This window comes from Paraburkholderia sp. J94 (assembly GCF_905220285.1).
GTDB classification, from domain to species: Bacteria; Pseudomonadota; Gammaproteobacteria; order Burkholderiales; family Burkholderiaceae; genus Paraburkholderia; species Paraburkholderia tropica_A.
Window position 1 is genome coordinate 205,856 of record NZ_CAJMZH010000012.1, and the last position, 23,670, is coordinate 229,525.

The 23,670-nt window shown below is 66.9% G+C and carries 20 protein-coding genes; 15 read left to right on the forward strand and 5 right to left on the reverse strand.

What is annotated here, in order from left to right; all coding sequences use genetic code 11:
- Positions 1 to 92: 92 nt before the first annotated feature.
- Complete coding sequence (locus U4Y88_RS25495; RefSeq protein ID WP_321787222.1) at positions 93 to 398, reverse strand: hypothetical protein; 306 nt, start codon at positions 396 to 398, stop codon at positions 93 to 95.
- A gap of 88 nt (positions 399 to 486) precedes the next feature.
- Between U4Y88_RS25495 and U4Y88_RS25500 the strand changes: the two genes are divergently transcribed.
- The 6 genes from U4Y88_RS25500 (at position 487) to U4Y88_RS25525 (ending at position 6,700) form a co-directional block, all read left to right on the forward strand.
- The gene (locus U4Y88_RS25500; RefSeq protein WP_224016428.1) at positions 487 to 1,149 is read left to right on the forward strand and encodes a response regulator; all 663 of its coding nucleotides are present in this window, start codon (positions 487 to 489) and stop codon (positions 1,147 to 1,149) included.
- Between the two features lie 16 nt (positions 1,150 to 1,165).
- Positions 1,166 to 2,467: an ATP-binding protein gene (locus U4Y88_RS25505; protein ID WP_224016426.1), complete on the forward strand. Its 1,302-nt coding sequence runs from the start codon at positions 1,166 to 1,168 to the stop codon at positions 2,465 to 2,467.
- A gap of 281 nt (positions 2,468 to 2,748) precedes the next feature.
- On the forward strand, positions 2,749 to 4,269 hold the full coding sequence (locus U4Y88_RS25510) for a DegQ family serine endoprotease (protein WP_321787224.1): 1,521 nt from the start codon (positions 2,749 to 2,751) through the stop codon (positions 4,267 to 4,269).
- A 322-nt stretch (positions 4,270 to 4,591) separates the two neighbouring features.
- Positions 4,592 to 5,134: a carboxypeptidase regulatory-like domain-containing protein gene (locus U4Y88_RS25515; RefSeq protein WP_224016422.1), complete on the forward strand. Its 543-nt coding sequence runs from the start codon at positions 4,592 to 4,594 to the stop codon at positions 5,132 to 5,134.
- Between the two features lie 387 nt (positions 5,135 to 5,521).
- Positions 5,522 to 5,887, forward strand: coding sequence for a DUF427 domain-containing protein (locus U4Y88_RS25520; protein WP_310630197.1), 366 nt, complete (start codon positions 5,522 to 5,524; stop codon positions 5,885 to 5,887).
- A gap of 93 nt (positions 5,888 to 5,980) precedes the next feature.
- On the forward strand, positions 5,981 to 6,700 hold the full coding sequence (locus U4Y88_RS25525) for a CoxG family protein (RefSeq protein WP_224016418.1): 720 nt from the start codon (positions 5,981 to 5,983) through the stop codon (positions 6,698 to 6,700).
- Positions 6,701 to 6,763: 63 nt separating this feature from the next.
- Here the strand turns inward: U4Y88_RS25525 and U4Y88_RS25530 are convergent, their stop codons facing one another.
- Positions 6,764 to 7,795 (reverse strand): helix-turn-helix domain-containing protein, encoded by a 1,032-nt coding sequence (locus U4Y88_RS25530; protein ID WP_321787226.1) that lies wholly within the window; start codon positions 7,793 to 7,795, stop codon positions 6,764 to 6,766.
- 232 nt (positions 7,796 to 8,027) lie between these two features.
- Between U4Y88_RS25530 and U4Y88_RS25535 the strand changes: the two genes are divergently transcribed.
- Positions 8,028 to 8,663 (forward strand): cysteine hydrolase family protein, encoded by a 636-nt coding sequence (locus tag U4Y88_RS25535; protein ID WP_321787228.1) that lies wholly within the window; start codon positions 8,028 to 8,030, stop codon positions 8,661 to 8,663.
- 111 nt (positions 8,664 to 8,774) lie between these two features.
- Here U4Y88_RS25535 and U4Y88_RS25540 read toward each other — a convergent pair whose 3' ends face one another.
- On the reverse strand, positions 8,775 to 9,440 hold the full coding sequence (locus tag U4Y88_RS25540; protein ID WP_310630194.1) for a TetR family transcriptional regulator: 666 nt from the start codon (positions 9,438 to 9,440) through the stop codon (positions 8,775 to 8,777).
- A 504-nt stretch (positions 9,441 to 9,944) separates the two neighbouring features.
- Between U4Y88_RS25540 and U4Y88_RS25545 the strand changes: the two genes are divergently transcribed.
- Genes U4Y88_RS25545 through U4Y88_RS25555 form a run of 3 tightly spaced genes read left to right on the forward strand, consistent with a single transcriptional unit; the run spans position 9,945 to position 16,026 of the window.
- Positions 9,945 to 11,201 carry an efflux RND transporter periplasmic adaptor subunit gene (locus U4Y88_RS25545; protein ID WP_224016410.1) on the forward strand — a complete coding sequence of 419 codons (1,257 nt, stop codon included), beginning with the start codon at positions 9,945 to 9,947 and terminating at the stop codon, positions 11,199 to 11,201.
- Positions 11,202 to 11,216: 15 nt separating this feature from the next.
- Positions 11,217 to 14,462: an efflux RND transporter permease subunit gene (locus U4Y88_RS25550; protein ID WP_224016408.1), complete on the forward strand. Its 3,246-nt coding sequence runs from the start codon at positions 11,217 to 11,219 to the stop codon at positions 14,460 to 14,462.
- A gap of 1 nt (position 14,463) precedes the next feature.
- Complete coding sequence (locus tag U4Y88_RS25555; protein WP_224016406.1) at positions 14,464 to 16,026, forward strand: efflux transporter outer membrane subunit; 1,563 nt, start codon at positions 14,464 to 14,466, stop codon at positions 16,024 to 16,026.
- Positions 16,027 to 16,133: 107 nt separating this feature from the next.
- Here U4Y88_RS25555 and yiaA read toward each other — a convergent pair whose 3' ends face one another.
- Both yiaA and U4Y88_RS25565 read right to left on the reverse strand, forming a co-directional pair.
- A complete protein-coding gene (gene yiaA / locus U4Y88_RS25560) occupies positions 16,134 to 16,592 on the reverse strand; it encodes an inner membrane protein YiaA (protein WP_321787230.1) in 459 nt (152 codons plus the stop codon).
- Between the two features lie 373 nt (positions 16,593 to 16,965).
- The gene (locus U4Y88_RS25565) at positions 16,966 to 18,432 is read right to left on the reverse strand and encodes a nucleobase:cation symporter-2 family protein (protein WP_224016400.1); all 1,467 of its coding nucleotides are present in this window, start codon (positions 18,430 to 18,432) and stop codon (positions 16,966 to 16,968) included.
- Positions 18,433 to 19,030: 598 nt separating this feature from the next.
- Between U4Y88_RS25565 and U4Y88_RS25570 the strand changes: the two genes are divergently transcribed.
- The 5 genes from U4Y88_RS25570 (at position 19,031) to U4Y88_RS25590 (ending at position 23,568) form a co-directional block, all read left to right on the forward strand.
- Positions 19,031 to 20,515, forward strand: a complete 1,485-nt coding sequence (locus U4Y88_RS25570) for a xylulokinase (RefSeq protein WP_321787232.1) — start codon at positions 19,031 to 19,033, stop codon at positions 20,513 to 20,515.
- 70 nt (positions 20,516 to 20,585) lie between these two features.
- Positions 20,586 to 21,431, forward strand: coding sequence for an S-formylglutathione hydrolase (fghA, locus tag U4Y88_RS25575; protein ID WP_321787234.1), 846 nt, complete (start codon positions 20,586 to 20,588; stop codon positions 21,429 to 21,431).
- Between the two features lie 188 nt (positions 21,432 to 21,619).
- On the forward strand, positions 21,620 to 22,003 hold the full coding sequence (locus U4Y88_RS25580; protein ID WP_224016394.1) for a hypothetical protein: 384 nt from the start codon (positions 21,620 to 21,622) through the stop codon (positions 22,001 to 22,003).
- A gap of 100 nt (positions 22,004 to 22,103) precedes the next feature.
- On the forward strand, positions 22,104 to 22,562 hold the full coding sequence (locus tag U4Y88_RS25585; protein ID WP_224016392.1) for a hypothetical protein: 459 nt from the start codon (positions 22,104 to 22,106) through the stop codon (positions 22,560 to 22,562).
- 4 nt (positions 22,563 to 22,566) lie between these two features.
- Entirely contained in the window at positions 22,567 to 23,568 is a 1,002-nt protein-coding gene (locus U4Y88_RS25590) for a CBASS cGAMP-activated phospholipase (RefSeq protein ID WP_321787236.1), read from the forward strand.
- Positions 23,569 to 23,670 lie beyond the last annotated feature (102 nt).

Sequence of the window (23,670 nt, forward strand, 5' to 3'; positions counted from 1 at the left end):
CTTCGAGGGCGGCTTCGCCGGGTTGCGCGCGGACGCGGATTCCGGGGCGCGAAGCGTTTGCGATGCACGCGCCTGCGTCGTCGGGTGCACGGTTAGGCGCGGAGCCGGACGGAAAAGCGCGTCAGCATCGCGGCGCCGCGCGCCGCAAAAGCGCCCATTGTAAAGACCTCGCGCGGCGTGCGCGCATCGTCGGCGACAAAAGTGATGAAAGCAGGGGCGAAAGGCGCAATAAAAACGCGATACGCGCGCTTGTCATCGGGAAGTAATGACGAAGCAGGCGAGATGCAAGCAGTTAACGCGCCGTGCGCGCTGGACGCGATCGACGAGCCATCAGCAAACAATCGGGATGCAATCGGGATGCAATCGCAATGCAATCGGGAAACCATCGCACGCCACATCGGCGTGGTGCTGTCGGCGCCGCGCTAGAATGCACCATCGTTATCCCGCAACGCGGCGCCGCGCGCGCCGCACCGTTATTTCACTACGATGCGCATACTGCTAGTCGAAGATGACCGCATGATCGCCGAGGGCGTGCGCAAGGCGCTACGCGGCGAGGGCTTTGCGGTCGATTGGGTCGAGGACGGCGAAGCCGCGCTCTCGGCCGCGAGTGGCGAAAGCTACGACCTGATGCTGCTCGATCTCGGGCTGCCCAAGCGCGACGGCCTCGACGTGCTGCGTACGCTGCGCGCGCGCGGCACGGCGCTGCCGGTGCTGATCCTCACGGCGCGCGACGCCATCGCCGACCGCGTGAAGGGTCTCGACGCGGGCGCCGACGATTACCTCATCAAGCCCTTCGATCTCGACGAACTCGGCGCACGCATGCGCGCGCTGATCCGCCGTCAGTCGGGGCGCAGCGAATCCACCATTCGTCACGGCTCGATCACGCTCGATCCGGCCTCGCACCAGGTCACTCAGGACGGCGCGCCCGTGGCGCTCTCGGCGCGCGAATTCGCGCTGCTCGAAGCGCTGCTCGCGCGGCCCGGCGCGGTGCTCTCGAAGAGTCAGCTCGAAGAGAAAATGTACGGCTGGGGCGAGGAAATCGGCAGCAACACGGTCGAGGTCTATATCCACGCGCTGCGCAAGAAGCTCGGCGCCGATCTCATCCGCAACGTGCGCGGCCTCGGCTACATGATCGCGAAAGACGCGTAAGGACACACGCGCACCAATGAGTTCGATTCGACGACAACTGCTGTTCTGGCTGCTCGCGATCGTGGTCGCGGGCGTGAGCCTCGCGGGCTGGCTGATCTACCGCCAGGCGCTCGCGGAAGCCAACGAACTGTTCGACTACCAGCTGCAGGAAATCGCCTCGGCGCTGCCGTCCGAGCCCTTCAACGAGATTCTGTCGTCGCGCGATACCGGCACCGAAGGCATCGTCCTGCAGATCTGGAATCGCAACGGCGTGCTGATGTACTACTCGCATCCGCGTGCGCCGCTCGCGCCGCGCGCGGAGCTGGGCTTCTCGACCGAGAAGACCGATCGCGGCGACTGGCGCGTCTATGGTGCGATCGTCGGCGACAACGTTGTGCAGCTCGCGCAGCCCGTCTCGGTGCGCAACCGGCTCGCGGCGAACGTCGCGCTGCGCACGCTCTGGCCGCTGATCGTGCTGCTGCCGTTTCTCGGCCTCGCCGTGTGGATGGTGGTGGGGCGCGGGCTCAAGCCGCTGTCGCGCGTCGCGCGCGCGCTCGACACGCGTCATCCCGAGGCGCTCGATCCGCTGCCCGAGGAGCGGCTGCCGCGTGAAGTGATGCCGCTCGTGCACGCGCTCAATGCGCTGCTCGAACGGCTCGCGCACGCGCTCGACACGCAGAAGGCCTTTGTCGCCGATGCCGCGCACGAACTGCGCACGCCGCTCGCGGCCGTGCAGATCCAGGCGCAACTGGTCGCGCGCGCGAAGGACGACGACACGCGCCGCGAAGCGCTCGGCGATCTGCAGGCGGGTGTCACGCGCGCCACGCGTCTCGCGGAGCAACTGCTCGCGCTCGCGCGGTCGGAACCGGACGGCCATGCGCGTGCGCGCAGCGTCGATCTGCACGCGCTCCTCGACGATTGCGTGCTCAACTACGCGCCGCTCGCGCAGCAGCGCGGCGTGGATCTCGGCATCGAGGAAAGCGCCGATGCGCACGTGGACGGCGACGCCGACGCGCTGCGCGTGATGTTCAACAATCTGCTCGACAACGCCACGAAATACACGCCTGCGGGCGGCCGCGTGGACGTGAGTCTGCTGGTCGACGACGGCCATCCGCTCGTGCGTATCGCGGACAGCGGGCCGGGCATTCCCGTCGACGAACGCGCGCGCGTGTTCGACCGTTTCTATCGCGTGGGCGCGGGCGCGAACCGCGCGCGCACCGATGTCGCGGGCACCGGGCTCGGGCTCGCGATCGTCAGACGGATCGCCGATCAGCACGGCGCGGCCATCGCGCTCGGCGACTCGCCCGCGGGCGGTTTGCAGGTCGACGTGCGCTTCTGAGCATTGGCGGATCGCTTGATGATCGATGCGCGCGCAATCAAAATCCGCTCGGGCGCAGCGGGGCGCGCATGGCAGTTTCAAACAAGCTTTAATTCAGCTTTCGATTTAGCTTTCAGTTCAGCTTTCAGTCCAGCTTTCAATACGCGCCCTTATTCGCCCCGCATGCCCGCAAAGCCCCTCCACACGGGGCTTTTCGCATTAGTTCCCAAATTAAGACTCCTTTAAGCGACGCCGCTTAACCTTCGTTACGTCGTGACAGCATCCCGCGCAAGGAGTCCACTATGAATACCAAAGTCTTTACCCGCAGTGCCGTGGCGATCGCCGTGGCCGTCGCGTTGTCGGCGGGCTACGTGGCCGGGCGCCGCGACGTGCCGCCGCCGCAGGTCATCACGCCCGCGCAGGCCGCGATGATGCCCGCCGAGGCTGCGGCCAAGACCGGCATTCCCGACTTCTCGGGCCTCTTCGAAACCTACGGTCCGGCCGTCGTCAACATCAGCGCGAAGCACGTCGTCAAGCAGATGGCGATGCGCGGCGGTGGTGGCGGCGGCGCGCAGCAGCTGCCGATCGATCCGAGCGATCCGTTCTACCAGTTCTTCAAGCACTTCTACGGCGGCATGCCCGGCATGGGCGGCGACGGCGGTGGCGGTGGCGGTGGCGGCGCGCAGCCCGACACGCCGAGCACGAGCCTCGGCTCGGGCTTCATCATCAGCCAGGACGGCTACATTCTCACCAACGCGCACGTCGTGGACGGCGCGAACGTGGTGACGGTCAAGCTCACCGACAAGCGCGAGTTCAAGGCGAAGGTCGTGGGCGCGGACAAGCAGTCCGACGTCGCCGTGCTCAAGATCGACGCCAAGGATCTGCCGACCGTGAAGATCGGCGATCCGCGCCAGAGCAAGGTCGGCCAGTGGGTGGTGGCGATCGGCTCGCCGTACGGCTTCGACAACACCGTGACCTCGGGCATCATCAGCGCGAAATCGCGCTCGCTGCCCGACGAGAACTACACGCCGTTCATCCAGACCGACGTGCCGGTGAACCCCGGCAATTCGGGCGGCCCGCTGTTTAATCTGCAGGGCGAAGTGATTGGCATCAACTCGATGATCTACTCGCAGACGGGCGGCTTCCAGGGCCTGTCGTTCGCGATCCCGATCACCGAAGCGATGAAGGTCAAGGACGACCTCGTCAAGACCGGCCACGTGAGCCGCGGACGCCTCGGCGTCGCGGTGCAGTCGATGAACCAGACGCTCGCCAATTCGTTCGGCATGGAAAAACCGCATGGCGCGCTCGTCAGCTCGGTGGACGCGAACGGCCCGGCCGCGAAGGCGGGTCTGAAGCCCGGCGACGTGATCGTGGCCGTGAACGGCGAGCAGATCGGCGATTCGTCGGATCTGCCCTCGCTGATCGCGGGCATGAAGCCGGGTACGAAGGCCGATATCCAGATCTGGCGCGACAAGACCACCAAGGATCTGAACGCGACTATCGGCACGCTTTCCGACACGAAGACCGCGTCGAACGACACGCCGCAGTCGCAGCTGCAAGGGCGCCTCGGCGTGGCCGTGCGTCCGCTCACGCCGGAGGAGAAGAGCAACAGCTCGCTCGATCACGGCCTGCTCGTCGAACAGGCGGGCGGCGCGGCGGAAAACGCGGGCATCCAGCCGGGCGACGTGATCCTCGCGGTGAACGGCCGTCCGGTGGGCAGCGCCGACCAGCTCAAGCAGATGATCGCGCAGGCGGGCAACAGCATCGCGCTCTTGATCCAGCGCGACGACGCGCAGATTTTCGTGCCGGTCGATCTCGGCTAGGCCACGCAACCGCCGTCACGTCACGATTCGCTCCAGCGGTCCGACGCGCTTTACGCTTCGTCTACCGGGATTGCCGGACCGCTTTTCCACTGCCGCCGGGGCTTGTGCCCGGCGGCAGTTTTCTTTTGTGCGCGCGGTTTTGGCGGCGCGCTTTGGCCACGTTTCGGCCACGCTTCGGCCACGTTTTGGCCTCGCTTAGGCCACACATTCCGTCGCGCCATCGGACGATCTCCTATACCTGTTTCAGAGCCGATCAGGCTGCGCACGGGCACGCGCCTTGCGCCATCCGTCTCACCGGAGAAACTTCCAAGGAGTCGTCACGATGAAGATGTTCCCTAACGCACGCCCCGTCCTTTCGGCCGCCGCGCTCGCGGCCACCCTGGCGCTCGGCTACGCGGGCAATGCGGCGGCGCAGCAGGCCATGCCGCAAGGCGGCAGCGCCGGCACGGCCGACATGAGCGGCACGCAGGGCAACGCCACGGTCGGCGGCTCGTCGACCGACGACACGAGCGCCGGCAACACCAACGGCGGCGGCATGCCGCAAGTGCAGCAACAGGGCAATGTGTCGTTCGTCTCGGGCGGCGTCGGCCAGGACGAGTCGAAGGCGCTGCAAGCGGCGCAACGCTCGTGGCCGCTGGCGCTGCGCTTTACGGGCCGCAACGCCGAGTTCCTCGCCGACGTGCGCGTGCAGATCACCGACGCCCACGGCGCGAACGTGCTCGACACCACCTCGCGCGGGCCGTACATGCTGGTGCGGGTGCGCCCGGGCCGCTATACGGTGCACGTGAGCCATAGCGGCGTCGACAAGACCAGCACCGTGACCGTCGGCTCGAACGGCAGCGCGCGCGCCGCGTTCGTCTGGTAACGGCCGCAGACGGTCCGGCGCGGTGAGCAAGACGGCCCGCGCGGCTGCCGCGCGGGCCGTTTTGCGCCCGGCGGCGCGGTTGGGGGCGGCTTGAGGCATGATCTTGACGCGTGACCTTAAGACATGACAGCGGCATGACGGCGCCGCAATCCGGGACGCCCCGACTGTTGCGCCGACGCCAGGCCAATGTGCGCCATCCGACATAGCCTGGCGGCGCCGTCGTGCGCGAAGTCGCGCATGCGCGCGAAGTTTGGCCGATAATGAAGCGAAAGGCCCGCCGCGCCGCGAGCCTCAGGGAGCCAGAAGGAATCCACAACGACCGGCACGCCGTGCCGGAAGAGGCCGCGCGCCGCACTGGCTGCGCCGCCCATCGATCAGGAGCTGACCATGACGGTCGAACCGGATGCCGGCCATCGCATCGAGATCGTCGTAAATCGTCACCGCGTGCGCGTGATTCACGGCGGCATCACGATCGCCGACACGCTCGCCGCGCTCACGCTCTCCGAGACCGGCGTCATCGACACCTGGTATTTCCCGCGCGCCGACGTGAACATGGCGCGCCTCGAACGCTCCACGCGCACGACGCCGTGCCCGCACAAGGGCGAGGCGGTCTACTACCATCTGCGCACCGAGGACGGCCGTATCGACGACGCCGCCTGGAGTTACGAGACGCCGCCCGACACCGTGCGCGAGATCGCGGGCTATCTGGCTTTCGACGCCGGGCGCGTCGACCGCATCGATCAGACGTCCTGATCCGCGCGCCCTGCGACACAGCAAGACACCGTACGACATCGCTTCTTACGATTACGACACACGACCTTCTCGAACCACTGCCGGGGAGCCGCCATGGAACTGAACGACGCGTTGAGGATTCCGCTCGAGCCGATTGCCGTCTGGCAAGCGCTTCAGGACGCCGCGCTCGTGCGCGCGAGTCTCGAGCATTGCGAGATGTTCCGGCGACTGGGCGCGGGCGAGTACGCGCTCACGCTGACCGTGCCGCTCGGGCCGCTGCGCGCGCGCTACGAGGTGCGCGCCCATATCGCCAGTGACGTCTCCACGGTGCCGCTGACGCCGCGTCGCGTGCTGAGTTTTCGCGCGCGCGCCGACGGCATCGGTTCGATGCGCGGCCAGATCGACGTGGCGCTGCGCGAGGAGGAGGTGGCCGCGGGCAAGCCGCCGAGCACGCGCATCGACTACTCGGTGTGGGCGACGCTGACCGGACCGCTCGGCGAATTGCCGCCGCGCCAGATCGAGCACGCGCTGCACGACCTCGCCGACGAGTTTTTCACCGAGTTCTGCGCCGTGGTCGCGGCCAAGCATGGCCGTGCGCCGAACCGCGCGCGCGGCAAGGAACCGCGCCGTCAGCACGTGTTCCTGCGGCCGATCAATCTCGCGGCGGTCGCACGGCGCGCGCTGCCGCACGCGGGCGGCACGCTCTCGGGCCGCGCCGCGAGCACGCTGCATCACGAACCCGCGCCGCACGCGATGCCGAGCTGGGCATGGGCCGCGATGATCTTCTTCGTCGCGCTGCTGCTCTACGTGGCGCGCTTCTTCACGGGCGGCTGATCCTCCCGAGGCGGGCGACGCGGTGCTTGCACGCCGCGTCGTTTCACACCGCTTACTTTCCGTTCACTTCCCCCGAAACTCGCGCCGCCACGCCGACGGCGAGGTGCTGAACGCCTGCACGAAATGCTGGCGCAGCGACGCCGCCGAGCCGAAGCCCGCGCGTTGCGCGATGGCGTCGATCGGCTGATCGGTGCTTTCGAGCAGCTGCTGCGCGCGCGCGAGCCGCTCGCCGAGCAGCCACGCGCCGACGGTCGCGCCCGTCGTCAGGCGGAACTGGCGCGTGAAGGTGCGGCGGCTCATCAGCGCGCGTTCGGCCAGCGTGTCGAGCGTGTGCGGCGCGTCCAGATTCGCGCGGATCCAGTCGAGCAGGCCCGACAGCCGGTCGCCGCGTCCGCGCGCCGCGACGGGCTGCTGCACGTACTGCGCCTGATTGCCCTGCCGATGCGGCGGCACCACGAGACGGCGCGCCACGTAATTGGCCGCGTCGGTGCCCGCGAGGCGGCGCAGCAGATGCAGGCAGCAGTCGAGTCCCGCTGCCGTGCCCGCCGACGTGAGGATGTCGCCGTCGTCGACGTAGAGCACGTGCGGGTCGAAGCGCACGCGCGGGAAGCGGCGCGCGAAGGCGTCGGCGGCGGCCCAGTGCGTGGTGGCCGGACGGCCGTCGAGCAGGCCCGCGTGCGCGAGCACGAAGGCGCCGAGGCACAGGCCGACCAGCACCGCGCCGCGCGCGCGGGCGTCGCGCAAGGCGTCGCAGAGCGCCTCGGGCGGCGCTTCCTCGGTGTCGCGCCAGCTCGGCACGATGACGACGTCGGCGTCGGCGAGCGCGTCGAGGCCGTGCGTCGCGCCGAGCGTGAAGCCCGCCGTGGTGGCGAGCGGACCGCTTTCCGCCGCGCACACGCGCAACTCGAACGGCGGCACGCCGCCTTCGGCGCGATCCTCGCCGAACACGATGCAGGGCACCGACAGGTGGAACGGAATGATGCGGTCGAAGGCGATCACGGCGATGCGGCGCGCGGGCGCGGCGGGTGTGGCGGGTGTGAGCGGACGCGCGGATGGCGCGGAAGGCTCGGGCAGGACGGCGGCGGCGGTGGACATTCGCGGACTCGCTTTTTCGGGGGCGTTTCGGAGTTAGCGGCGGGGCGGGGCCCGGGGTGAGGTTTTGGCCCGATTCTAGCGAAACTTGTCATTTGGGCCACTGTGCGCGTGCGCGCCGCCACGCAACAATGCGCCATCGTCTGAACGCCGCCAGGCCGGACGATTTCCACCTGCGCCGTATCCAAAGCATTCCGAACCATCCCGAAACCTGCTCGAATCAGGAGGCCTCACCATGTCCGCACAACCGCGCCGCGCGCTCATCGTCATCGACGTGCAGAACGAATATGTGAGCGGCGATCTGCCGATCGAATATCCCGATGTCCACACCTCGCTCGCGAATATCGGGCGCGCCATGGACGCCGCGCGCGCCGCGGGCGTGCCGGTCGTCGTCGTGCAGAACTTCGCGCCCGCGCAGTCGCCGCTGTTCGCACGCGGCAGCGTGGGCGCCGAACTGCATGACGTGGTGGCCTCGCGCGAGCGCGATCACTACGTCGAGAAGTCGCTGCCGAGCGCGTTCGCGGGCACCGATCTGGGTGCGTGGCTGGCCGCGCGCGGCATCGACACGCTCACGATCGTCGGCTATATGACGCACAACTGTGACGCCTCGACGGCCTTCGACGCCACGCACGCGGGCCTCGCGGTCGAGTTTCTGGAGGACGCGACGGGTTCGGTGCCGTACGAGAATTCTGCGGGCGCGGCGAGCGCCGCGGAGATTCATCGCGTGTTCAGCGTGGTGATGCAGTCGCGCTTCGCGGCCGTCGCGAGCACCGATGCGTGGCTCGCGGCGCTGGCGGAAAGTGCGCCGCTGCCGCGCGACAACATCTATCTGTCGAATCAGCGGGCGCGCAAGGCGCGCGTGGCCGCGTGAGTTTCTGAGACGGGAAGAAGAGGGCGGGGGCGGGGGCGGCGCGGTTCGCTCTCGCCATGCAATCTCAGCGAAAACGTCCGCGTAGAAAATCGCGCAAAAAGCCGCGCGCCGTCACGCCTCGCCGGGCGCGCCGGCCACACCCGCCGCCACCCGCAGCGCCGGGCTGAAGCGCAGCGCGTCGAACACCGCTTCGACGAGACGCTCGGCGTTGCTCGCCACGTCGAACGCGTCGGGCAGGATCGCCATGTCGCGCAGCGCGCCCGTGATGAACGAATGCAGCACGCGCGCGGCGCGCGCCGCGTCGAGATCGGCGGGCAGCTGGCCTTTCGACATCGCGTTGCGCAAGCCTTCCTCGATGCGCATCAGTCCCTCGCGCATATTGCCCTGATGGCGCGCCATCACCGGGCCCATTTCCTCGACGAACTCGCACTTCAGAAACAGGATCTCGAACACGCGGCGGCGGCGCGCGTCGGTGGCCGTGTCGCACAGGCAGAGCGTGCACAGATCCTTGATGCGGCCGAGCGGATCGGGCTCGCCGGGGTCGACCGAGGCGGCCTTGAGTTCGTCGAGCGGCAGGATCACGCGGTCGAACATCGCCGTGAACAGATCGCCCTTGTTCTCGAAGTGCCAGTAGATCGCGCCGCGCGTCACGCCAGCGGCTTGCGCTATGTCAGCGAGCGAGGTGCGCGAGACGCCTTTGTCAAAAAAGACGTGTTCGGCGGCGTCGAGAATGCGGTTGCGCGTCTCCAGCGCTTCCTCTTTCGTGCGTCGGGCCATGATCGGTGGGATTCGGGCGTAAGGAGTGAGGTAAGGGATTAATAAGGGCGCTTTACGCGAACAAAAGCCCCGAAAAGCGAAGGACTATTCGGCAAGAGATACAAAGGGGCGCGATCCGCAACGTATTGATTTGTAATATGGATGTCATGCGTAAATCGCTCTTGACGAACCGTTCATCGGGAATGATTCGTTCTTTTACATTCGTTCGCGAATGTATCTATAATAGCACCCCACCACCTGGGTACCTCAAGTGGTGATGTCCGGTAATATCCGTCACTGGCCCTTTGGTGGTCGTAGAAACCCCAGGCACGACGCCCGACGCGGCGGCGCGCCGAAGAATCGCCCGGACGGATGTAGCTGACCGGTATCGCGCCTTTTTCCTGAAGTACCCGGTTATCCGTCAGGTATTGCCAGATGCTGGCGTGCGCTGCCGTCCTCCTGCTTGCTCCCGCTCGCGAGGACGCCGCACGCTTTTAATTGTCAGTTATAGACAGAGGTCGCTCCATGCGCGTCGAACGGGTTCCATTCCGCCTAATCAGCTTCGCGACGGCTGCCATCGTGCTTGCAGCGTGCGGGCAAAAGCAGTCGGCGCCGCCGCCGCAAACCCCCGAAGTGGGTGTTGTCACCCTCCAGCCCACCGCTGTGCCGGTCGTGTCCGAACTGCCGGGCCGCACCAATGCCTTCCTCGTCGCGCAAGTGCGCGCACGGGTCGACGGCATCGTGCTGCGCCGCGAGTTCACCGAAGGCAGCGTCGTGAAGGCGGGTCAACGCCTGTACAAGATCGATCCGGCGCCGTACATCGCCACGCTCAATAACGCCAAGGCCACGCTCGCGAAGGCGCAGGCGAACCTCGTCACGCAGAACGCCCTCGTCACGCGCTACAAGGTGCTGGTGCAGGCCAACGCCGTGAGCAAGCAGGATTACGACAACGCCGTGTCCGCGCAGGGCCAGGCCGCCGCCGACGTCGCGGCGGGCAAGGCCGCGGTCGACACCGCGCAGATCAACCTCGGCTATACGGACGTGGTTTCGCCCATCACCGGCAAGGTCGGCATCTCGCAGGTCACGCCGGGTGCGTACGTGCAGGCGAGCGCCGCCACGCTGCTGTCGACCGTGCAGCAGATGGACCCGATGTACGTCGACCTCACGCAGTCGAGCCTCGACGGCCTGAAGCTGCGCCGCGAAATCCAGGAAGGCCGCCTGAAGACCAACGGCCCCGACGCCGCCAAGGTTTCGCTCGTCCTCGAAGACGGCCGCACCTACGCGCAGCAGGGCAAGCTCCAGTTCACCGACGTCACGGTCGACCAGACCACGGGCTCGGTCACGATCCGCGCGCTGTTCCCGAACCCGGACCGCGTGCTGCTGCCGGGCATGTTCGTGCGCGCGCGCATCGACGAAGGCACCAACGAGCGCGCCTTCCTCGTGCCGCAGATCGGCGTTCAGCACGACCAGAAGGGTCAGGCGACGGTGCTCGTCGTCAACAAGGACAACAAGGTCGAACTGCATCCGATCGTCACGTCGGGCTCGCAGGGCCAGGACTGGATCGTCGAAAGCGGCATCAACGCGGGCGACCGCGTGGTCGTGCAAGGCACCGAGAAGGTCAAGCCGGGCGCCGAGGTCAAGCCGGTCGACGCGCATCTGCCGCCGCCGCCGCCGCCGGGCGCGCCTTCGGCCGACCAGGCGACGGCATCGGGCTATGGAAGCGCAAGCGCCGCTTCGGGCGCGTCGGCTGCCTCCGCACCCGCTGCTTCCGCCGCGCAATAACAGGGAGCCTGCTTCATGGCAAAGTTCTTTATCGACCGCCCAATCTTTGCTTGGGTGGTCGCCATCATCCTGATGCTGGCGGGTGTGGCGTCGGTGTTCACGCTGCCGGTCGCGCAGTATCCGACCATCGCGCCGCCGTCCATCCAGATCAGCGCGACCTACCCGGGCGCGTCGGCCAAGACGGTGGAAGACACGGTCACCCAGGTGATCGAGCAGCAGATGAGCGGTCTCGACCACTTGCTGTATCTGTCGTCCACGTCCGATGACTCGGGCACGGCCACGATCACGCTGACGTTCGCGGCGGGCACCAACCCGGACATCGCGCAGGTGCAGGTGCAGAACAAGCTGCAGCTCGCCACGCCGATTCTGCCGCAGGTGGTGCAGCAGCTCGGCATCAAGGTCACGAAGTCGAGCAGCAGCTTCCTGCTGGTGATGGCGTTCGTCTCCGAAGACGGCAGCATGACCAAGTACGACCTCGCGAACTACGTGGCGTCGAACGTGCAGGACCCGATCAGCCGTATCGACGGCGTGGGTACGGTCACGCTGTTCGGCTCGCAGTACGCGATGCGCGTCTGGCTCGATCCGAACAAGCTCACCAACTACAGCCTCACGCCAAGCGACGTGACGGCCGCGATCACCGCGCAGAACGTGCAGATCGCGGGCGGCCAGCTGGGCGGCACGCCGTCGGTGGCGGGTCAGTCGTTCCAGGCGACCATCACCGAATCGACGCTGCTGCACACGCCTGAAGAGTTCGGCAACATCCTGCTGAAGGTGAACCAGGACGGCTCGCAGGTGCGTCTGAAGGACGTGGCGCGTATCGGTCTGGGCGGCGAAAACTACAACTTCGACACGAAGTACAACGGTGCGCCGACCGCCGGTCTGGGTATTCAGCTCGCGACGGGCGCCAACGCGCTGCAAACCGCGAAGCTGGTGCGCCAGAAGATCGACGACCTCTCGAAGTACTTCCCGCACGGTCTCGTCGTGAAGTACCCGTACGACACGACGCCGTTCGTGCGCCTGTCGATCGAGGAAGTGATCAAGACGCTGCTGGAAGGCATCGTGCTGGTGTTCCTCGTGATGTACCTGTTCCTGCAGAACCTGCGCGCGACGTTGATTCCGACGATCGCGGTGCCGGTGGTGCTGCTGGGTACGTTCGCGATCATGGCGGCGGTGGGCTTCTCGATCAACACGCTGTCGATGTTCGGCCTCGTGCTCGCAATCGGTCTGCTGGTGGACGATGCGATCGTGGTGGTGGAAAACGTCGAACGGGTGATGGTGGAAGAGGGCCTCGGGCCGAAGGAAGCCACCCGCAAGGCGATGGGCCAGATCACCGGCGCACTCGTGGGCGTGGCGCTCGTGCTGTCGGCCGTGTTCGTGCCGGTGGCGTTCTCGGGCGGTTCGGTGGGCGCGATCTATCGTCAGTTCTCGCTGACGATCGTGGCCGCGATGGTGCTGTCCGTGCTGGTGGCGTTGATTCTGACGCCCGCACTGTGCGCGACCATCCTCAAGCCGATCCCGAAGGGCCATCACGAAGAGAAGAAGGGCTTCTTCGGCTGGTTCAACCGCACGTTCGAGAAGAGCCGCGACAAGTACCACAGCGGCGTCTATCACGTCATCAAGCGCTCGGGCCGCTGGCTCATCATCTATCTCGCGGTGATCGTCGCGGTCGGCCTGCTGTTCGTGCGCCTGCCGAAGTCGTTCCTGCCCGATGAAGATCAGGGCACGATGTTCGTGATCGTGCAGACGCCGTCGGGCTCGACCCAGGAAACCACGGCACGCACGCTGGCCAACATCCAGAACTATCTGCTCAACGACGAGAAGTCGATCGTCGAGTCGACGTTCACGGTGAACGGCTTCAGCTTCGCGGGCCGCGGCCAGAACTCGGGTCTCGTGTTCGTGCGCATGAAGGACTACAAGGAACGTCAGCACGCGGACCAGAAGGTCCAGGCGCTGGTGGGCCGCGTGTTCGCGCACTACGCGGGCTACAAGGACGCGATGGTGATTCCGGTGAATCCGCCGTCGATTCCTGAACTCGGCACGGCCTCGGGCTTCGACTTCGAACTCCAGGATCGCGGCGGCGTGGGCCACGAAAAGCTGATCGAAGCGCGCAACATGCTGCTCGGCATGGCCGCGAAGGATCCGTCGCTGGCGCTCGTGCGTCCGAACGGCCTGAACGACACGCCGCAGTACAAGATCAACATCGACCGCGAGAAGGCTGAGGCGCTCGGTGTGACGGCGGCATCGGTCGACCAGACGTTCTCGATCGGCTGGGCTTCGTCGTACGTGAACAACTTCCTCGACATCGATGGCCGGATCAAGAAGGTCTACGTGATGGCCGACGCGCCGTTCCGCATGACGCCGAACGATCTGAACACCTGGTACGTGCGTAACAGCGCGGGCGGGATGGTGCCGTTCAACTCGTTCGCGAGCGGTGAGTGGACCTACGGTTCGCCGAAGCTCGAACGCTACAACGGCATCTCGGCGGTGGAAATCCAGGGTCAGGCGAGCACGGGCAAGTCGACGGGCCAGGCCATGACGGCCATGGAACAGATCGCGGCGAAGCTGCCCGCGGGCATCGGCTACGAGTGGACCGGTCTGTCGTTCCAGGAACGCCAGTCGGGTTCGCAGGCGCCGATCCTGTACGGCATCTCGATCCTCGTCGTGTTCCTGTGTCTCGCGGCACTGTACGAAAGCTGGTCGATTCCGTTCGCGGTCATCATGGTGGTGCCGCTCGGCGTGCTCGGCGCGCTGCTGGCGGTCACGCTGCGCGGTCTGGAAAACGACGTGTTCTTCCAGGTGGGTCTGTTGACCACCGTGGGTCTGTCGGCGAAGAACGCGATTCTGATCGTGGAATTCGCCCGCGACCTCCAGGCCGACGGGAAGATGGGACCGATCGAGGCGGCGCTCGAAGCCTCCCGACTGCGTCTGCGTCCGATTCTGATGACGTCGATGGCGTTCATTCTCGGCGTGCTGCCGCTCGCGATCAGTAACGGCGCGGGTTCGGCATCGCAGCACGCGATCGGCACGGGCGTGATCGGCGGCATGGTCACGGCCACGTTCCTCGCGATCTTCATGATCCCGATGTTCTTCGTCGTGATCCGCGCGAAGTTCGCAGGCGAGAAGGAAGACGCCGACGTCGCGCTCCAGCACTACGAGGAGCACCACGCGCACGACCACGACGACGACAACGGCGGCAACGCCGGCGGCACGGGTGGCAACGGCGGTGGCGACAACGGCGGCCCGGGTAAGGAAGGACATTGAGATGCATAAACTATCCGTAATTGCAGGGGCCGCTGCGCTACTGGCAGGTTGCACGATGGCGCCGTGGTACCACCGGCCGGACGCGCCGGTGTCGCAGACCTTCCCGCAGGGCGGCGTCTACGCGACGCAGCCCGGCACCGAAGCCGGCCAGGTCGGCGAAGGCGGCGAGGGCACCAGTGCAAAGAGCAGCCACAGCGCCAATGGCGCGACGGCGGCCGACATTGGCTGGCGCGACTTCTTCGTCGATCCGCGTCTGCAGCAGCTCGTCGAGATCGCGCTGAAGAACAACCGCGACCTGCGCGTTTCGGTGCTCAACGTGGACGCGGCGCGCGCGCAGTATCAGATCACGCGCGCCGAGCTGTTCCCGGCGGTCAACGCCGTGGGCACGGACACGCGCACGCGCCTGCCGCAGCAACTGGCGACGAGCTATCCGACCAATCCGTACAGCGTCTACAACGTGGGCCTGCAGGCGTCCTGGGAAATCGACTTCTGGGGCCGCATTCGCAGCCTGAAGGACCAGGCGCTCGCGCAGTATCTGTCGACGGCGTATGCGCGCAAGGCGGCGGAAATCACGCTGGTGTCGGAAGTCGCGGACCAGTACCTGACGATGCTCTCCGACGACGACCTGCTGAAGGTCACGCAGGAGACGCTGAAGACGGCGCAGGACTCGTACAACATCACGAAGGCGCAGTTCGACACCGGCACCGGCACCGAACTCGATCTGCGTCAGGCGCAGACCGTGGTCGAGTCGGCGCAGGCCAACCTGCAGGCGCAACTGCGCGCCCGCGCGCAGGCCGAGAACGCGCTCGTGCTGCTGCTCGGCGAGCCGCTGCCGGCGGACATGCCGCAAGGCCTGCCGCTCGACAGCCAGGATCTGCTCGCCGACATCCCGGAGGGGCTGCCTTCGGACATGCTCACGCGCCGTCCCGACATCATGGAAGCGGAGCAGACGCTGCTCGCCGCGAACGCCAACATCGGCGCGGCGCGCGCGGCCTTCTTCCCGAAGATCTCGCTGACGGCGGCGTTCGGTACCGAAAGCCTGTCGCTCGGCGGTCTGTTCAAGGCGGGCACGGCGGCATGGAGTTTCGTGCCGCAGGTCACGCTGCCGATCTTCGAGGGCGGTTCGAACATCGCGAACCTGCAACTCGCGAACGTGCAGAAGCGCATCGAGATCGCGAACTACGAGAAGTCGATCCAGTCGGCGTTCCGCGAAGTGGCGGACGGGCTGGCCGCGCGCGGCACCTACGATCAGCAGATCGCGGCGCTCGAACGCAACGCCTTCGCGAACCAGCGTACGCTGACGCTCTCGGAGCTGCGCTACCGGAACGGCGTGGACAGCTATCTGCCGGTCCTGACCGCGCAGACGAGCCTGTACACCTCGCAGCAGACGCTGATCAACGCGCGCCTCGCACGCTTGACCAACCTGGTCGATCTGTATCGCGCGCTCGGCGGCGGCTGGATCCAGCACGCGGGCGAAACGCCGCGCGAGCCGGATGCACCGGCCGATTACGGCTCGGCGAGCGCGCCGGCTGCGGCTTCGGCGCCGGCTGCGTCGGCGGGTTGAGCGACGGTTCAGCGACGCTTTAACGACGCTTCAGCGAGTCGTGAAGTGAAAAACGCCACGGGTGACCGTGGCGTTTTTTTATGGGCGTTGCTCGGGGTGTAATCGGGTCACAGCGAGTTTCCCGCGTCCTGCTCGCGCAGCGGCGTCGCGGGTTCGACGTAAGCCGGCTTGGCGATCTGAATATCGCGCGTGTTCTTTTGCACGGTCACCGCACCGAACAGCGAGAGGATGAACGACATCGCATAGAAGCCCTTCTCGCTGAGCGCGAGCGTCGCGTTGAAGAGGCCGACCGCGAGCAGCACGATCGCGATCGTCAGCGCGGTCCAGCTCAGGAAGTAGTAGAGGCCCGTGACGGGAATGCCTTCAGCGCGATCGCGCACGCTCTTTTGCAGGGACACCGCCGAATACAGCCCGAACAGCAGCACGGTGAAGTAATAGCCTTTTTCGTTGAGCTGCATGCCTGCGTTCCACAAGCCGATCAGATAGGCGCAAAAGCCGGCGATCAAGGCGGCCCACGAAGCGGCGACGAAAGCGAACGAGGGTTGTTGAGCGGTGTGATCGGTCATCGGATATCCTGGTATTCAGAGCGGTTTTCTAGGCGGAATGTCCGTGGCGGTAGCGCCATGGGCGTGCCAAATATAGCGCAGGGCGAATCTTGTTAATGAGATTGGCAATCCGGTGCTTATCTGAAAAAACTGGCGTAAATGTAGGGGTTTTGATGATCGAGCGATGCATTATTCGTCCATCACATTTAGACATCCTGATTTAAAAAACACCGCCTTCGCAGACATGCAAGACAAGGTGCCGGGCCGCGACGAAGAAGCCCGCTCCAGCGCCCGCTCCAAACAAAAAAACGCCACGGTCTCCCGTGGCGCCAAACCAGCAAAAGACCCCGGCCTATGCTTGCGCACAAGCGGCCGGAGCACCTCTCGCGTCGACTCAGTGTGCCGCCGTGCGCGGCATTTCGTGTCCGGCTTCCGGGCCGCCAGGCGCGTCGTGCGCGTGGCTGCCGTCGAAATCGTGACCGGCGCGGCGGATGTCGCGCTCGGCGGCGCGTTCGCTTTTCACGCCGTTGAAGATCAGGTTGAGCACCACCGCGCACACCGAGGCGAGCAGGATGCCGCTATGCAGGATCGGCGAAAGCGCGGGCGGAAGCTGTGCGAAGAAGTGCGGCGAGACCACCGGCACGAGCCCGAAACCCACGCTCACCGCGACGATGAACAGGTTGTGCTGGTTCTTCACGAAGTCCACCTTCGACAGCACCTTGATGCCGTTCGCGGCGACCATGCCGAACATCACGATGCCCGCGCCGCCCAGCACGAAGGCGGGCACCGAGGCGACCATCTGCGCCATCTTCGGAAACAGGCCGAGCAGCACGAGGATCACGCCGCCCATCGCGCACACGAAGCGGCTTTTCACGCCCGTCACGCCAATCAGCCCGACGTTCTGCGAGAACGACGTGTGCGGAAACGAGTTGAAGATGCCGCCGATCATCGTGCCCAGGCCGTCCACGCGCAGGCCGCGCACGAGCGTCGCCTGATCGACGGGACGCTCGACCATGTCGCCGACCGCGAGGAACATGCCGGTCGATTCGATGAAGGTGACGAACATCACGATGACCATCGTCGCGATCGGCAGCACGTGGAATTTCGGCATGCCGAAGTGGAACGGCATCACGAAACCGACCCACGGCGCGTGCGTGATGCCGTCGAGGTTCACGCGGCCGAGCGCCAGTGCGATCGAGAAGCCCGCCACGATGCCGAGCAGCACCGAGATATTGGCGATGAAGCCGCGGCCGAACTTGTTGATGAGCAGGATCAGCATCAGCACGAGCAGCGAGAGGCCGAGATAGACCGGGTCGCCGTAGTGCGGATTGCCCACGCCGCCGGCGGCCCAGTTGATGCCCACTTCCATCAGCGAGAGGCCGATCACCGCGATCACGGTGCCCACCACGACGGGCGGGAAGAAGCGCAGCAGCTTGCCGATCATCGGTGAGATGACGATGCCGATGGCGCCCGCCGCGATGGTCGAGCCGAAGATATCGAGAATGCCGAGCGACGGATTCGTGCCGATGGCGATCATCGGTCCGACCGAGGCGAACGTGCAGCCCATGATGACGGGCAGGCGGATGCCGAAGATCCAGAGGCCGAGCGTCTGGATCAGCGTGGCGATGCCGCAGGCGAACAGGTCGGCGCTGATCAGAAACGCGACCTGGTCTTTCGGCAGACCGATGGCGCCGCCGATGATGAGCGGCACGGCCACCGCGCCCGCGTACATCACGAGCACGTGCTGGATGCCGAGCGTGAGCAACTGGCCGAACGGCAGACGTTCGTCGCACGGATGAACCTGGTTGCCGCCACGCTGTCGGGACTGGGCCTGCTCCCGTTCCATACCCTGGGGATGCATGTCGTCTCTCTCCGTCTTCGTTTAGGAATATGGCCTCCAAGGTATGCGCGCCGAAAATATGCAACAAGACCACTGGGGACTATTCCGCGCTTTCCGGTGACGATATGCGCGCGGGCCGCGCGGCGCGCGCCACGAGGGCGCGATCGTGCGCGGCGCATGAACGCGAGCGCTCGCTCGGCGATGCTGCGGCGCGTCGCGAACGGTCGTCGCGAAGGCGCGCAGATGCCGTTCGTCCCATATTTCAGGAGGTTTGCGGCGTTTGGCGGCGTGTGTGAGGCGTGTGGCGCACGCGGTGCCGCGAGCGGTCACGCCCCCAATAAGCGGCGATGTCGCGACGCGGCAGACGCCAGTCGGGTGCGCAGGCGCATGGCGGCGTCGTTATGATCTATATTTCGCTGTTCACATGTGAGCCGTTTTGCATCGCGTCGCGCACGGGTGGGTTAACCCGCGAGCGCGTGCGTTTTGCATGACTTCGCAGGATGTCGCGGCGGCTCGCCGCGCGCCCATCGCGCCGGTATCATGGCCAGTTCCACGGGCCGTGTTTTTGTCGTTTTCGTGTCTCGCCGCCCATCCTTCCTCTTCTTTCCAGACGCTACGCATGCACGCTTCGTCCGCGCGTTTTCTCGGCATCGACCTCGGCACGGGTTCCCTCAAAGTCGCGATCGTCGATGACGAAGGCGCGGAGCGTTGCGTCGCGAGCGTCGCGTATGCGCTCGATACGCCGCAGCCCGGCTGGGCCGAAATCGACGTGACGCGCTGGTGGGACGCGCTCGTGCAGGCCTGCGCGAAGCTGCCCGAAGCGGAGCGCGCGGCGGTGCGGGCGATCGGGTTTTCCGGGCAGATGCACGGCGTCGTGCTCACCGATGCGCGCGGTCAGGCGCTGCGTCCCGCGATGCTGTGGCCCGACACGCGCGCGCACGATCTGCTCGATGCTTGGCCGGACAGTGAAGCGCATCCGCAGCCGAACCCCGTCGCGCCCGGCATGGCGGGTCCGCTGCTGCGCTGGACGATGCGCCATGAGCGCGCCGTCGCGGATGCCGCGCGCTGGGCGCTTCAGCCGAAGGACTGGCTGCGCGCGGCGCTCGCGGGCGGCGCGCCGCAAGCCTTCGTCGCCGATCCGTCCGATGCCTGCGCGACCGCGCTCGCCGCGCCCGACGGCCAGTGGGACATCGCGCTGATCGAGCGTCTGGGCTTGCCGCAGCGCTGGTTCGCGCCGCTCGCGGCGTCGGGCGCGGCGAGCGGTACGCTCAGCGCCGACGCGGCGCGCGTGCTCGGCCTGCCCGCAGGCATTGTGCTCGCGACCGGCGCGGGCGACACGCCGTGCGCGGCGCTCGGCAGCGGCCTGCACGAGGATGGCGACGCGCTCGTCACCACCGGCACGGGCGGCCAGATTCTCGTCACCGCGCGCAGCGAGCCGCCCGCGCGGCGCGGCATTCATCGCTATCGGTCGGCCACGGGCGGCTGGTATGCGATGGCCGCGATGCAGAACGTGGGTGTGGCGCTCGAAGCGGCGCGCGGCTGGCTGGTCTACGATTGGCGCCTCGCGTACGACGAGGCGTTTGCCGCGCCCGCGTCGTCCGCGCTCGCGTTCCTGCCATATCTGAGCGGCGAGCGCTCGCCGTGGCTCGATCCGTCGGCGCGCGGCGGCTGGCTCGGCGCGGGTCTCGGCGACACGCGCGGCACGCTCATGCGCGCCGCGTTCGAAGGCGTGGCGTTCGCGTTGCGTGCGGGGCTCGACGCCTTGCGCGAAGCGCAGGCGCCGCACGATGCGATGACGCCCGCGCCGATCACGTCGCTCAAACTCGCGGGCGGCGGGTCGGTCGATCCGCGCTGGCGGCAGCTGCTCGCCGATGCGCTCGGCGCCGAACTGCACGCCATCGACTGTCCGAACGCGGCGACGCGCGGCGCCGCGCTGCTCGGCGGCGTGGCCTGCGGGCACTGGCGCATGGACGAACTCGCGGCGCTCGCGCCCGCATCGACGCGCGTGGCGCAGCCGCGCGAGGACGCCGCGCTCGCACAGCGCTACGCGCGCTTCATCGATTTATATGGCCGGGTGCGAAGCTGGTTCGCGCCCGTTGCTTGAATGAGCTGAATGAATTGGCTGAGTGAATTAGCTGAGTGAATTGGCTGAACTGAGAGCGGAGGAAAACGGGATGCTGATCCTGATTGAAGAACACGCCTGCTACGGCGGCGTGCAACGCATCTACAAGCACGACTCGAAAACCATCGGCCTGCCGATGCGCTTTTCCGTCTATCTGCCGCCGCAGGCGCGCAACGCGAAGGTGCCCGCGCTGTTCTATCTCGCGGGCCTGACCTGCACCGAGGAAACCTTCCCGATCAAGGCGGGCGCGCAGCGCTTTGCCGCGCAGCACGGCATCGCGCTGATTTCGCCCGACACGAGCCCGCGCGGCGCGAACGTGCCCGGCGAAGCCGATGCGTGGGATTTCGGCGTGGGCGCGGGTTTCTATCTCGACGCCACGCGCGAGCCGTGGTCTAAACACTGGCGCATGGGTTCGTATGTGCGCGACGAGTTGCGCGCGGCGGTCACGGAACATCTGCCGATCGACGGCGAGCGCCTCGGCATCTTCGGCCACTCGATGGGCGGCCACGGCGCGCTGACGCTCGCGCTGCGCAATCCCGAGATCTATCGCTCGGTGTCGGCGTTCGCGCCGATCGCCGCGCCCACGCGCTGCCCGTGGGGCGAGAAGGCCTTCAGCGGCTATCTCGGCGACGACCGCGAAGCGTGGAAGCAGTACGACGCGAGCGAACTCGTGGCGAAGGCCGCGCACAAGTTCGAGGCGGGCATTCTCGTCGATCAGGGGCTCGCCGATCAGTTTCTGGCGAACCAGTTGAACCCGGACGTGTTCGAAGCCGCCTGCGCGGCGGCGGGCCAGCCGCTCACGCTGCGCCGTCACGAAGGCTACGATCACGGCTACTTCTTCATCCAGAGCTTTATCGAGGACCATCTCGCGCATCACGCGCGTGTGCTGCTGAAGTAAGCCGCGCGGCATCGCCTGGTCGCCGTACTCGCCGTAGGGCAGAAGGGCCGTCACGCAGCGCGTCGCGGCCCTTTTTCACGCGTGGGCATCTGAGGATTCGACCCCATCGTGAAATTTGAAAATCTGGTCAGGTTGGTACTAGAATCTGGTCAGGTTGATCTTATTGATCGTTATCGGGAGTCACCATCATGCGAGCACTGCGAGTCGAACCGGAAGCCGGCAAGGAAACCGTCGAGCGACGCATGGTCGATTTCCAGGCGGCGGTGAAGGCGATCGCCGCGCGCGTCGGGGCCACCGACGTCAACGCGGCCGGCACGCCCATCTCCGCGTTCAAGACCAATTATTCGAGCGTGCTCAAGCGCGTGAAGTCGGGCTCGGTGGAGATCGTCAACCAGGGCCAGGAGCCGTTCATCATCCTCGGTCTCGATCAGGCAGTCGCGCTGATGTCCAACACGGTCAGCGACCGCACCGTCGCCGAGGTGTTCGCCGGATTGCCTTCGGTGCCGGCCACGGGCAAGCTGCCGCGCGACGCGTCGATCGACGCCGAGGATCACTACCGCGTGCCGCGCTGAGCGGCCGCGGTTTCTCATCGCAGCGCAGCGCATCGCACCAGGCCGCGCCACATAACAACAACCGATCGACATTCGGGGCATTACAAGACAAAGGCCGTCCATGCCGAGATTCCTGCTGGGCACGAATACGCTCATCGACATGTGCATCGAAGACACCGCGTCGCGCAAATGGATGGAAAGCGGCGTGAAGGCGCGCGACATCAACCTCAGCGTGATCAGCGTGGCCGCCGCGCGCCAGGTGATCGCGCAGCACAAGACCAGCGAGCCGCGCCGCGCCGCCTTCAGGAAGGCGCTCGAAGCGCGGCTGGCGGCGCTCGTCGACGACGGTTCGGTGCTGCTGCCGTTCGACGAAGCCGAAGCCGCCGAGTGGGAGCAGTGGCGCGGCCATCAGCCGCTCGAAATCGAGAAGGGCGGCAAGCGTCATGCGGTCGGCCAGGATACGCGCATGGTGATCGCCACGGCCGTCGCGAACGGCTGCACGCTCGTCGAGCCCGAAGAGGCGTACCACCGCGAGCTGCGCAAGCTGCAGCTGAGCGTGGTGTCGCTGCTCGAGGAATAAGCCCTTGGACCCGCTGGACGACCAGTTCCGCGTGCCAGGCGGGCGCCTCACGCCCGCGCCCGCCTGCTGCCGCGTGCTGAGCCTCTCGGGCGGCGGCTTTCGCGGCCTCTACACGGCGCGCCTGCTCGCGCGTATCGAGGAAAGCGGCAAGTTCGGCGACGGGCCGATCGGCGCGCGTTTCGACCTGATCGCGGGTACCTCGGTGGGCGGCATTCTCGCGGCGGGCCTCGCGGCGGGCGTGAGCGCGCGCGAGCTGCACGCGATGCTCGCGCAGTGGGGGCCGTCGATCTTTCCGAAGCTCTCGCTGCGCACGCTCCAGAAACTCTTCAGCAAGAAGGTGTACGCGGCCGAGCCGCTCGAACGCGCGATCGTCGCGTGTCTCGACGGCCACGCGCACACGCCGCTTTCCGAACTCGACAAGCCGCTGATGCTCACGACCGTGAGCTGGTCGCTCGGCGAGATCCGTCTGCTGCGCAGCCGTGGTCTCGCGGGCGACGAGGCCGATACCTGCTCGCTGCTGGCCGCCGCGCGCGCGACCTCGGCGGCGCCCGCGCATTTCCCCGCCGTGATGCTCGACGACGACTGGCACGTGGACGGCGGCCTCGCCGCCAATTGTCCCGACGCGCACGCGCTCGTCCAGGCCCAGCGTCGCGGCGCGCCGGTGCGCATGCTGAGCGTCGGCACCACGGGCGTGCGCCACAAGAGCGTGCCGAGCCGCTTGCCGCTGCGCGGCTTCGCGTGGGCGCAGCCCGCGCTCGATCTGAGCATGGAGGCGCAGGAGCGGATGGCGCGGGCGACCTGCGCGCGCGAGCTGCGCGAGCGCTATCTGCATCTGAACAGCGAGGCGGGCGGCGATCAGCAGATCCTGCGCGATCTCGATGTCGCCACGCCCGACGCCAGCGCGGCGCTCACGCGGCTCGCGGATCAGCGTTTCGAGGCGCTGATCGCCGATGCCGAGGAGTCGCGGCGGCTGCGTTTCATCATGGGCGACGGCGAGGGCGTTTAACCGCGTCGTGCGGGCGCAAGAAGGCGATAAAAAAGGCGTTGTCCCGTGCGGGAACAACGCCTTTTTCGTTGGCGACGCGCCGTGAAGCGCCGACGACAGCGG

Excerpts from the sequence above, each read along its gene's own strand:
- U4Y88_RS25495 (WP_321787222.1), bottom strand. The coding sequence starts at position 398 with ATGTGGCGTGCGATGGTTTCCCGATTGCATTGCGATTGCATCCCGATT.
- U4Y88_RS25500 (WP_224016428.1), top strand. The coding sequence starts at position 487 with ATGCGCATACTGCTAGTCGAAGATGACCGCATGATCGCCGAGGGCGTG.
- U4Y88_RS25505 (WP_224016426.1), top strand. The coding sequence starts at position 1,166 with ATGAGTTCGATTCGACGACAACTGCTGTTCTGGCTGCTCGCGATCGTG.
- U4Y88_RS25510 (WP_321787224.1), top strand. The coding sequence starts at position 2,749 with ATGAATACCAAAGTCTTTACCCGCAGTGCCGTGGCGATCGCCGTGGCC.
- U4Y88_RS25515 (WP_224016422.1), top strand. The coding sequence starts at position 4,592 with ATGAAGATGTTCCCTAACGCACGCCCCGTCCTTTCGGCCGCCGCGCTC.
- U4Y88_RS25520 (WP_310630197.1), top strand. The coding sequence starts at position 5,522 with ATGACGGTCGAACCGGATGCCGGCCATCGCATCGAGATCGTCGTAAAT.
- U4Y88_RS25525 (WP_224016418.1), top strand. The coding sequence starts at position 5,981 with ATGGAACTGAACGACGCGTTGAGGATTCCGCTCGAGCCGATTGCCGTC.
- U4Y88_RS25530 (WP_321787226.1), bottom strand. The coding sequence starts at position 7,795 with ATGTCCACCGCCGCCGCCGTCCTGCCCGAGCCTTCCGCGCCATCCGCG.
- U4Y88_RS25535 (WP_321787228.1), top strand. The coding sequence starts at position 8,028 with ATGTCCGCACAACCGCGCCGCGCGCTCATCGTCATCGACGTGCAGAAC.
- U4Y88_RS25540 (WP_310630194.1), bottom strand. The coding sequence starts at position 9,440 with ATGGCCCGACGCACGAAAGAGGAAGCGCTGGAGACGCGCAACCGCATT.
- U4Y88_RS25545 (WP_224016410.1), top strand. The coding sequence starts at position 9,945 with ATGCGCGTCGAACGGGTTCCATTCCGCCTAATCAGCTTCGCGACGGCT.
- U4Y88_RS25550 (WP_224016408.1), top strand. The coding sequence starts at position 11,217 with ATGGCAAAGTTCTTTATCGACCGCCCAATCTTTGCTTGGGTGGTCGCC.
- U4Y88_RS25555 (WP_224016406.1), top strand. The coding sequence starts at position 14,464 with ATGCATAAACTATCCGTAATTGCAGGGGCCGCTGCGCTACTGGCAGGT.
- yiaA (WP_321787230.1), bottom strand. The coding sequence starts at position 16,592 with ATGACCGATCACACCGCTCAACAACCCTCGTTCGCTTTCGTCGCCGCT.
- U4Y88_RS25565 (WP_224016400.1), bottom strand. The coding sequence starts at position 18,432 with ATGCATCCCCAGGGTATGGAACGGGAGCAGGCCCAGTCCCGACAGCGT.
- U4Y88_RS25570 (WP_321787232.1), top strand. The coding sequence starts at position 19,031 with ATGCACGCTTCGTCCGCGCGTTTTCTCGGCATCGACCTCGGCACGGGT.
- fghA (WP_321787234.1), top strand. The coding sequence starts at position 20,586 with ATGCTGATCCTGATTGAAGAACACGCCTGCTACGGCGGCGTGCAACGC.
- U4Y88_RS25580 (WP_224016394.1), top strand. The coding sequence starts at position 21,620 with ATGCGAGCACTGCGAGTCGAACCGGAAGCCGGCAAGGAAACCGTCGAG.
- U4Y88_RS25585 (WP_224016392.1), top strand. The coding sequence starts at position 22,104 with ATGCCGAGATTCCTGCTGGGCACGAATACGCTCATCGACATGTGCATC.